Source organism: Microcoleus sp. w2-18bC1 (genome assembly GCF_036700365.1).
In the GTDB taxonomy this organism is placed as follows: domain Bacteria; phylum Cyanobacteriota; class Cyanobacteriia; order Cyanobacteriales; family Microcoleaceae; genus Microcoleus.
Map to the genome: position 1 here is coordinate 1 of NZ_JAUBOS010000108.1, position 10535 is coordinate 10535.

General features: G+C 46.2%; 5 protein-coding genes and 1 CRISPR repeat array. Of the genes, 3 read left to right on the top strand and 2 right to left on the bottom strand.

Annotation, left to right across the window (positions count from 1 at the left end; genetic code table 11):
- Positions 1-163 precede the first annotated feature (163 nt).
- Both QT979_RS27810 and QT979_RS27815 read left to right on the top strand, forming a co-directional pair.
- Positions 164-547, top strand: coding sequence for a peptidase (locus QT979_RS27810; protein ID WP_333312273.1), 384 nt, complete (start codon positions 164-166; stop codon positions 545-547).
- Complete coding sequence (locus QT979_RS27815) at positions 537-941, top strand: HEPN domain-containing protein (protein ID WP_333312274.1); 405 nt, start codon at positions 537-539, stop codon at positions 939-941. Before QT979_RS27810 ends, QT979_RS27815 begins: the two co-directional genes overlap by 11 nt.
- 93 nt (positions 942-1034) lie before the next feature.
- On the opposite strand, the gene QT979_RS27820 is transcribed toward QT979_RS27815, so the two are convergent.
- A complete protein-coding gene (locus QT979_RS27820; RefSeq protein WP_333312277.1) occupies positions 1035-3101 on the bottom strand; it encodes an elongation factor G in 2067 nt (688 codons plus the stop codon).
- Positions 3102-3398: 297 nt separating this feature from the next.
- Entirely contained in the window at positions 3399-5312 is a 1914-nt protein-coding gene (locus QT979_RS27825; RefSeq protein WP_333312275.1) for a heavy metal translocating P-type ATPase, read from the bottom strand.
- 161 nt (positions 5313-5473) lie between these two features.
- Here QT979_RS27825 and QT979_RS27830 point away from each other — a divergent pair, with 161 nt between their 5' ends.
- Complete coding sequence (locus QT979_RS27830; RefSeq protein ID WP_333312276.1) at positions 5474-6574, top strand: precorrin-8X methylmutase; 1101 nt, start codon at positions 5474-5476, stop codon at positions 6572-6574.
- Positions 6575-6625: 51 nt separating this feature from the next.
- Positions 6626-10432: direct repeats of the CRISPR family, unit length 37 nt; unit sequence GTTTCAATCCCTGATAGGGAGTTTGGTTAATTGCGGC.
- Positions 10433-10535 lie beyond the last annotated feature (103 nt).

Sequence of the window (10535 nt, forward strand, 5' to 3'; positions counted from 1 at the left end):
CCAAGTCTTCTCTTCATCCCTTGGGCTTATCTTGGCAACTAGAATAACTGCTACCCCTACTTATTGAGCCGATACAGACAAACGATACCAGCCGACAAGTGACAGCATTTACAGCACGGATGCTGCAAATTTAAGCCCTTCCTTTCCTCAGCCACCTGAAGAAATGGAAAATCCCTCTGAAATAGCTAAAGCCTTTGACAATTTAATTGCATCTTTTAATAAAATCAAAAGCCTGTACGCGGTTGAAAACCCTCTAGAAAGTTTTCAAATCATGATGGAACAAGAAGCGATCGTACCTTTGATTCTGGAAGCTTACGATCGCATCCGAGCGCTATTTCCTACGGAAAGATTAGGCTTGGAAGTGAAAACAGATCCAGAAATTGCCAACTGGCGATCGCTGTGGATTGCTATCTACACTAAACTCGAAGTCGAGGAAGCTTTTGCAAAGTTAAACATCCTTGATGATAGTTGGTGGCTCGAAGCTAAAATAGCTGCCCCCAAAAATGATTTACATATTAGCCTTGAATGGGAGTCAAATGAGATTTGATTGGTCTGAATATTTGAATTTAGCTCAAGAGTTAGCTGCCACGAATAGTGACAGTTCACCTAACAGGGAAGCCAAGTTGCGATCGGCGATAAGTAGAGCATACTATTCGACATTTTGCCTAGCGCGAAATTACTTGCGCGACATTGAACAAGACCCAAGACTTTTTTGTAAGAATCGCGATATCAACGAACATCAATATGTAGCAAAAGAATTTATATACCACCCAACTAAAATGAAAAATATGACCAAAATAGGTGAAAATTTAAGTATATTGAGAGAACTTAGGAATAAAGCTGATTATGAAGATACTATGTTTAACTTACAAAGAGAAGCGAGAACTGCGTTAATGCTAGCTGAGAATATTATTTCAGCGTTAAGTAAGTTAACTCAATAATCCCAGAAATGGGAATTGAACCCAATAAACTTTAATTGCAACTCGTGCAAAAACCCGGTTTATTGAAGAAACCGGGTTTTTTAAGACAATTACCTAACTTTTACCGTTGCCGTTTCCATTGCCGCCAGTCGTTAGCAAAACCCGCTTAGCTAAAGGTTCCGGCACTTCTTGCAATCGATCGAACTCCCAATTAAAAAATCCGACTCCCATTGTCTGCGATCGCAATTCTACGATCAAATTCTGCATTTCTGCGATCGGCAAATAAGCAGAAACTGCATCCCATCCCTTCCAGTCTTTTTTACCTTCGTAGCCGAGAATTTGGCCGCGGTGTCCGCTGACCAACTGCAACACCTTTGATGTACACTCGTTCGGAGCGCAAATTTCAACTTTGGCGATCGGCTCCAGCAATGCCGGTTCGCACTTCGCCATTCCCTCCTGCATCGCCAAACGCGCCGCTTGCTTGAAAGCTTGTTCGGAACTGTCCACAGAATGGTAGGAACCGTTCGTCAGCGTCACCGCTACGTCTACCACCGGGAAACCCAGCGGGCCGCGATCCAAATACTCCCGCACTCCCACTTCCACGCCGGGAATATACTGTTTTGGGACGACGCCACCGACTATTTTGTCGGTGAAATTGAAGCCTTCGCCTCGTGGCTGCGGTTGAATGTCGAGGTACACGTCGCCAAACTGTCCGTGCCCGCCGCTTTGGTGTTTGTAGCGCCCGTGGATGGAAGATGCTGGTTTGCGGATGGTTTCTTTGTACGGCACTTGCGGTAAGTGAGTTACCATCGGCAAGTTATACTTGCGGCGCAACCTGTCTAAGGCTACTTTCAGGTGGATTTCGCCTTGACCCCAAAGTATAATTTCGTGAGTGTCGCCGTGCTGTTCCCAGACTAAAGATGGGTCTTCTTCTAGCAATTTAGCTAAAGCGGAGCTCAGCTTAACTTCATCGTTGCGCTTTTCTGGGACGATCGCCAGTGCGTAGACAGGCGGGATGATTTCGGCTTTTGGCAATTCTTCCGATCTGTCAATCGCCAGCGTATCGCCTGTTTTCACGCCTTCTAGCCTTCCCAAAGCCACAATTTCCCCCGCGCTGACAGACTGCAAACTTTGCGTTTGCTGGCCGGTCAAGCGGTACAAACCGTTAACTCGAACGCCGTTCAAAATTGCTCCGTCTGCCAGCGTCCCCCGCCACATTCTCACTAACGATAGTTTCCCTCCCTGGGGCGTGTAATAGGTTTTGAGGATTTGGGCCAGAACTTTGTTTTCACTTTGTATAATGCCACGGCGATCGGCTGTAGTGTCGGGTGTCGGCGCTTCCCTCAACAAAGCTTCCAGCAGGGGCCGCACGCCGAAATCTTGTTCGGCCATGCCGATGAATACTGGCACAATTAAATCTGCGCCTAATTCCATCTTTAAATCGCGGGTAATTTCTTCGGCGTCGGGATTGATTTCTTCGAGCAATTCTTCGAGTAAATGGTCGTCAAAATTCGCCAATTCTTCGAGCATTTCCTGCCGCGCTGCGCTTTCTTGTGCTTTGAGGTGTTCTGGAAGCGGGACGGGATCTGCGGCGGCGCCCGGATGGTAGTGGTAAGCTTGTTCGGTTACTAAGTCGATAAAACCGATGATTTGTTCGTTTTTGCCGATCGGATATTGGTGAGGTACGATCGGTCTACTGGAAACGGATTTGAGCGCGTCGATCACCTCGGTGAAGTTGGTGCCACAAGTAGTTTCGTCTGTGTAAGCTCGATCGATCTTGTTGATGAAAACTAGGTGGGGAATTTCCCAATCATCGAGGAATTTAAACAGGGGTGCGAGGGTTAAAGTGCGATCGGCAACGGGTTCGCAAACAATTATCGCGGCATCCACACCAATCAGCGCATTGTAAGTTTCTTGGGCAAATTCTACCGAGCCCGGACAGTCGAGAAATGTGAAGCGGACGCCTTCATATTCAGCGGTGGCGGCGTTTACTTCTACGCTCATTTGGCGATCGCGTGCTTCCGGCGAACTATCACCTATTGTGTTGCCATCTTTGACATTTCCTTTGCGGGTAATTGCTCCTGTTACCGATAGCAAACTTTCCAGCAGTGCGGTTTTACCGCTTAAATAAGGGCCAACAATTGCAACGTTTCGCGTGGCCCCAATGACTTTTTCGTTCATATTGCCTCCAACAGAAAACTTGTTTTCCATTGCTCTTGGTGCAACCAGTTCTATACCATTTTCTCGACTTTTTCTAGGTTAATTTTTATTGCATTTTCGAGCAACTTCAGGTTTTGGTATGATTCTATACTTTTGACCCTAGCGTGTTTTTAGTAACAAAACACAGATTGTAGTTTTTCTTAATATTTGGAATTTTTAACCGCAGAGAACGCAGAGAACGCAGAGGAAGAGAAGAGAGAGACTAATAATTGCGATGAAGAGCGGATTTGATATCACTCTTTCTCTGTCTCGATTGGTCTAATTTCTGAGCAGTCGCAAACCGCTTAATGTGACTATTACTGTAGACCCTTCATGACCGATTACGCCTAAAGGCATGGTGATGTTTCCGAGGAAATTGGCAGCCAGTAACAGTATAATGCAACTGAGTGCAAAAACAATGTTTTGTTTGACAACATTTTGAGCGCGGCGGCCCAAACTAATTGCTTTAGCTAGTTGTTCTAACTTATCTGCCATTAATACGATATCAGCAGTTTCTAAAGCAACATCGCTGCCGGAAATCCCCATCGCAATGCCCACGGAAGCTTGAGCTAGGGCGGGGGCGTCGTTGATACCGTCTCCGACCATTGCTACAGTTTGATACTGGGTTTGCAGTTGTTTAATTGCCTGCACTTTGTCTTCTGGCAAAAGTTCGGCGTACACTTCTTTGATGCCTAATTGACGCGCGATATGTTGAGCTGTTTGCTCGTTGTCGCCGGTTAGCATAATTATATGTTCTACGCCTAATTTTTGCAAGCGTTTTACCGTTGCTGCTGCTTCGGGGCGGAGGGTATCTGCTACTGCAATGATTCCCAAAAGCTGAGCGCCATTTGCCACCCAAACAACTGTTTTACCTTCGGCTTGCAAGTGCTGGCTGATTTGAGTCAATTCGGAAGTTGATTCGACAAATTCGGCTTTACCAATGGTAATGATTTGATTGTTGACTTTGCCGACTATTCCTTGACCGATTTTTGCTTGTACGTCGGTAGCGGTTGACAATTGTAACTGTTGCTGCTGGGCGGCGCTGACAATTGCGTGGGCGATCGCGTGTTCGGAATGAGCTTCTAGGGCTGCTGCCAATTGCAGAACTTCTGTTTCAGTATATCCGGCTGCTGGTACAATTTGGATAACTTCAGGTTTTCCCGTGGTGAGAGTTCCGGTTTTGTCAAAGGCGATCGCCCTGACTTTACCAATCATCTCTAATTGGGCGCCACTTTTAAACAAAATCCCCTGTCTCGCCCCGTTAGCAATTCCCGAAAGCAGCGCCGGCATAATCGAAGCCATCAGCGCGCATGGGGAGGCGACTACTAGGAAAATCAGCGCCCGATAGATTGTCTCTTCCCAATTCCAGCCCAAAACAAAGGGCGGCAAAGTTGCCAGCAGCAAGCCTAAACCGACAATTAATTTGGCATATCCGCGCTCGAATTTTTCCACAAACATTTGAGAAGGTGGCGCTGCTGTTTGCGCTTCTTGAACCAGCCGAATCACTCGCTGAATCAAGCTGCTTTCTGGAGTTTTATGAACTTCGAGTTTCAGCGCGCCGACACCGTTAATTGTACCTGCATAGACTTCATCGCCGCTGGTTTTCTCCACGGGCATCGACTCGCCCGTAATCGAGGCTTGATCGATCGCACTGTAGCCTTCAATAATTATCGCATCTGTGGGGATGATTTCTCCGGGCTTGACTAAAATGTAATCGCCAATTTCCAATTTGTCGATCGCAACTTCTCGTTCCCCGCCGTACATTACCACCCTAGCAGTATCCGCCGTCAAACTCATCAAACTGCGGATGCTGCGTTCAGTCCGCTGCATAGCATAACCTTCAAGCGCGCCGCTAATTGCAAAGATTAAAATCAACACCGCACCGTCAACAATTAAATGATATTCTTGCCGCCACAGCCCCAAACCGGCCGCGCCCAAAGCAGCGACAATCATTAACAAATCTACATCTAATTCGCGTTCTTGAAAAAGGGTAGTTAAGCCTTCGCGGGTACTGGAATAGCCGCCGATAACATAAGCTGCGGGCAAGATTAACACGGCTACACCCAGCCAGCCGAATTGCAGGGCTAGCGAACCCAAGATTACTAGAATTCCGCACAGGGCGGCAGTCACAGCATCTGGATGTTCTTCGGCTAACTGGGAGATGCGAGAAAGTGACAAAGAATTAGAAGTCATTTGTAAAGCTTGATTTAGTAGAATGACTCCTGTAGCCTAAACGTTGACATTAATGTCAATGTCAAGAGTAAAACCCAACAAAATTACAAAACTCAATAACCATCCATACCCATCTGCGTCCATCCGCGTTTATCCGCCCATATCTGCGGTTAAAAAATCCCATGCAACAATACCTGACAATCAAACAACTTACAGAAGCGGTAAAAGGCACAATTACCCCTCGGATGGTGCGACATTATCACGCTTTGGGGCTGCTATCTCCGGCGGTACGATCGACCTCTAACTACAGATTGTATACCCGCAGCGATGTGCAAAGACTCCAAAGAATAGTGGCACTCAAGCAGCAAGGCTTTCAACTGTCTCACATCCGCAAACTGTTAGAAACAGACGCGGATGCTTCCCCTGATGCGCTGATGGCGACTCTGCAACGCCAATATCTGTCGGTTATTCAGCAAATTGTTCGCCTCAGAGAAACGGCTTCGGCGCTGGAAGGATTGCTGGGGCGGGATATTTCCTGTCAAGCTGTGCAAGCGGACGCCTTGGCGCAATTAAGGCTGTTGCAGGCGGAAACTGAGGGGGGGTTGGATGAGTTGGAACAACTTTGGGAGGGTTGGGATGCGGGGGCGCACACTCACCCGGAGGATTTTGGGGAGTCGTTGCAGCATTTGTTGCCGGATTTGGCCGATCGCTCGGAAATTGAGGTAGACTTGCTTTCTAAATTGGTGTTAGCCTGCGGTGATTGTTCGCTGCTGCCGTTTGTGAAGTTGAGCGAAACGGCGATTAAATCGGCGCGGGAAGCTTTGAAAATTCAGTGTCAAATTGTGGCTGATGCGCCGCCTGTTTTTGCGGCTTTGGATCAAACTAGATTGGCGCATTTAGGAACAAGTATTGCAACTTTAATTAATGACCCGCACATCAATGCTGCGGCGGAAGCGGAACAGGAATTCTGGCGGCAGGGTGAGTGGTTTGAAAAGTTGTTGAAACTGGAAAAAGGATGTATATTGGTGATAGGATATGCGCCGTCTGTGCTGATGGCGGTTTGCGAGGCGATCGAGTGTGGGCAATTGCAACCGGCTTTGGTAATTGGAATGCCGATCGGTTTTAGTCATTCTCCGGTGGCGAAACGGCGGTTAGTGCGATCGGGTGTTGCTTATATTACGACTGTGGGGACTTTTGGCGGCGGATTATTGGCGGCGGTTGCTTTGAATGCTTTGGTTGAGTCTTTGATTGAAAAGCCGAATTGTCATTGTCATCTCAAGTGAAGAGGGAATTTAGGTTTATTGTGGCTTAATTTGTTTTTTACTCTTTTATTCGTTTCAATCCCTGATAGGGAGTTAGGTTAATTGCGGCTTTTAAAATCGCCACCGGAAACTCGCACCCGGCAAAGTTTCAATCCCTGATAGGGAGTTTGGTTAATTGCGGCGTCGATAATTGCTGTGATGGCGCGGGAGCGATCTGGTTTCAATCCCTGATAGGGAGTTTGGTTAATTGCGGCAATGATTAATGAGTTTATGGGTGAAGAAAAATATGGTTTCAATCCCTGATAGGGAGTTTGGTTAATTGCGGCCCGAAGAAGCGATTCTTGGGGGGATTCTGATCGTTTCAATCCCTGATAGGGAGTTTGGTTAATTGCGGCCCGGGTCGATTCAATCCGGCGAGGCGATGCCAAGGTTTCAATCCCTGATAGGGAGTTTGGTTAATTGCGGCGTGATTTTTTCGATTTTGTCATCAATTTTTTGATTGATGTTTCAATCCCTGATAGGGAGTTTGGTTAATTGCGGCTTTTTAGGAAAATATCTTGCTGTGGTGCATTGAGGTTTCAATCCCTGATAGGGAGTTTGGTTAATTGCGGCGTAAATGCGAGCAAGTCTTTTCGCAGCGTCGGTAGAAGTTTCAATCCCTGATAGGGAGTTTGGTTAATTGCGGCTCGCAATAACTGCCAAAGTGGACAATGGACAATCGGTTTCAATCCCTGATAGGGAGTTTGGTTAATTGCGGCAGTCGTCTTGCCTGTCTCCACTTACCAATGCAGCCGTTTCAATCCCTGATAGGGAGTTTGGTTAATTGCGGCGTTATTAATTAGTAAGTCAGTTGCAGTTCTAGTTGTTTCAATCCCTGATAGGGAGTTTGGTTAATTGCGGCAGTATGGTGGTAGGAGCTATCAAAAAAGGGGTGCAGTTTCAATCCCTGATAGGGAGTTTGGTTAATTGCGGCGCTCTGAAGATCGAGCTAAATCCATTGTAAAAATTGTTTCAATCCCTGATAGGGAGTTTGGTTAATTGCGGCTTTTTTAATGGGTTTTGTGGGCATATCTAAAAGTTTCAATCCCTGATAGGGAGTTTGGTTAATTGCGGCTTTTTGCTCGGTGACTACGCAGTCGCGAGCTTCGTTTCAATCCCTGATAGGGAGTTTGGTTAATTGCGGCCCAACCCCGAACATAAAAGATTGACTTTTATTTGTTTCAATCCCTGATAGGGAGTTTGGTTAATTGCGGCCAGGGCTGATAAAATAGCCCAAAAGCCAAAAATTACGTTTCAATCCCTGATAGGGAGTTTGGTTAATTGCGGCTCCCAAACAAAAAGTGAGGTATCTTGTCCTTGAGACGTTTCAATCCCTGATAGGGAGTTTGGTTAATTGCGGCATCGTAAATATCCCACGTTCCGAATTCTTCTCCTTTGTTTCAATCCCTGATAGGGAGTTTGGTTAATTGCGGCAGCGCAAGATAAAGTTCAAGAAGCTCAGCCTGAAGGTTTCAATCCCTGATAGGGAGTTTGGTTAATTGCGGCCTGGGAAAATTGAGTGCCTGAGCGATCGCACCGATGTTTCAATCCCTGATAGGGAGTTTGGTTAATTGCGGCGTGGTAGTGAAAAGTGCTTTTTACTATCTCTCTTGTTTCAATCCCTGATAGGGAGTTTGGTTAATTGCGGCGAGAAATAGTATACGATCCTTTTACTTCTGCAATGTTTCAATCCCTGATAGGGAGTTTGGTTAATTGCGGCTATTCTTTTCCTTAGTTGATTTGTTTTTGAGGTATCAGGTTTCAATCCCTGATAGGGAGTTTGGTTAATTGCGGCTCGGGCCAGTTGGCGGTGACGAACTGATGGTGGCGTTTCAATCCCTGATAGGGAGTTTGGTTAATTGCGGCGCCTCAAAGGAAGCGACTATCTTCGCATTTTCGGGTTTCAATCCCTGATAGGGAGTTTGGTTAATTGCGGCACCTTGCATATAATTGATCTTCTAATTGTGAATGTTTCAATCCCTGATAGGGAGTTTGGTTAATTGCGGCCGCAAACGACCCGTGGGATCAAGAGCCACTTCCGTTTCAATCCCTGATAGGGAGTTTGGTTAATTGCGGCAAGGTAATGTCAGGTTCAGATTTGATTTCGTAGGCGTTTCAATCCCTGATAGGGAGTTTGGTTAATTGCGGCAATCCCGTGAGCTTGCGGAACCTGTAGCTCGTTGTTTCAATCCCTGATAGGGAGTTTGGTTAATTGCGGCTTGAGGAAATTTCGGTTTCCCAGATGTGCCTTGATAGCCGTTTCAATCCCTGATAGGGAGTTTGGTTAATTGCGGCGTTAGTCGTACAGCGAACATACGGGCGAATCCCGCAAGTTGAACGATTTCGTTTCAATCCCTGATAGGGAGTTTGGTTAATTGCGGCGCAACCGCAATAAACTTGTCCGCTGTGTCTGCCACAATGGTTTCAATCCCTGATAGGGAGTTTGGTTAATTGCGGCTCTTCCATCGCTATTTCACCTTAAACCTGTAAACAGTTTCAATCCCTGATAGGGAGTTTGGTTAATTGCGGCTGCGTTGGCAGCGGGTTTCATTACCGCACTAGCACAGTTTCAATCCCTGATAGGGAGTTTGGTTAATTGCGGCCAGCACTTGAGGGTAAATTAATCAACTTACCTCAAAAGTTTCAATCCCTGATAGGGAGTTTGGTTAATTGCGGCCAGGTTACAGAGTCACAGAACGAGGCGAAACAGTGTTTCAATCCCTGATAGGGAGTTTGGTTAATTGCGGCGCAGCCACGCCATAGACAAATCCCGCGTACTTGCCCAGTTTCAATCCCTGATAGGGAGTTTGGTTAATTGCGGCCCTCCCCTGGATTAGTGCCAGAGGAAGTACCGTAGGTTTCAATCCCTGATAGGGAGTTTGGTTAATTGCGGCCTTCATCATTGCGTTCGATGCGGATGAGAAGCCAGAGGTTTCAATCCCTGATAGGGAGTTTGGTTAATTGCGGCTTCAGCTTCTTGCTGGCGCTGCTGCTGGCTGACATAGTTTCAATCCCTGATAGGGAGTTTGGTTAATTGCGGCATTAAAGAAATTCAACCAGCAATTTCTATTTACGAAGTTTCAATCCCTGATAGGGAGTTTGGTTAATTGCGGCGGGGCGATCGGACAGCCAACAATTTGAAGCCAACCGGTTTCAATCCCTGATAGGGAGTTTGGTTAATTGCGGCCCAATTTAAACTGTTTGTGCAGCGATTGTTCTAGAGTTTCAATCCCTGATAGGGAGTTTGGTTAATTGCGGCATTAGTCAAGTCCTAGTAATTTATACGCTTTTTCGTTTCAATCCCTGATAGGGAGTTTGGTTAATTGCGGCTTGATCAGCGACTACGCCCTCATATTTGCGATGCTCTTTGTGGTTTCAATCCCTGATAGGGAGTTTGGTTAATTGCGGCGCGTTTTTCAGTGGGGATGGGGTTGTCAAAATGGTTTCAATCCCTGATAGGGAGTTTGGTTAATTGCGGCAATAATATTAGTATGTTACTTTTGAGAAAGTGTTTCAATCCCTGATAGGGAGTTTGGTTAATTGCGGCTGCACTGCCAATGAGTCGATTGCGTCGTACAAATGTTTCAATCCCTGATAGGGAGTTTGGTTAATTGCGGCTTACGATATGTCAGTGCAGTACATCGACTCTTTGAATTGTTTCAATCCCTGATAGGGAGTTTGGTTAATTGCGGCGTAATAGGGTGTATAGGCTGAATATTTGTACTTAGTGTTTCAATCCCTGATAGGGAGTTTGGTTAATTGCGGCCCGCCTCGGAGGTCAATTAGATTGTAAAAGGAAGTGCGTTTCAATCCCTGATAGGGAGTTTGGTTAATTGCGGCAAAGTAGCGGGAAATCCAGCAAGAAATTTAGGTTCTTCCTTACTTGGTATGCTAAACTAACAGTTAAAATGCCAAGTAAGCAAACATCTATTTTTGTAATTTT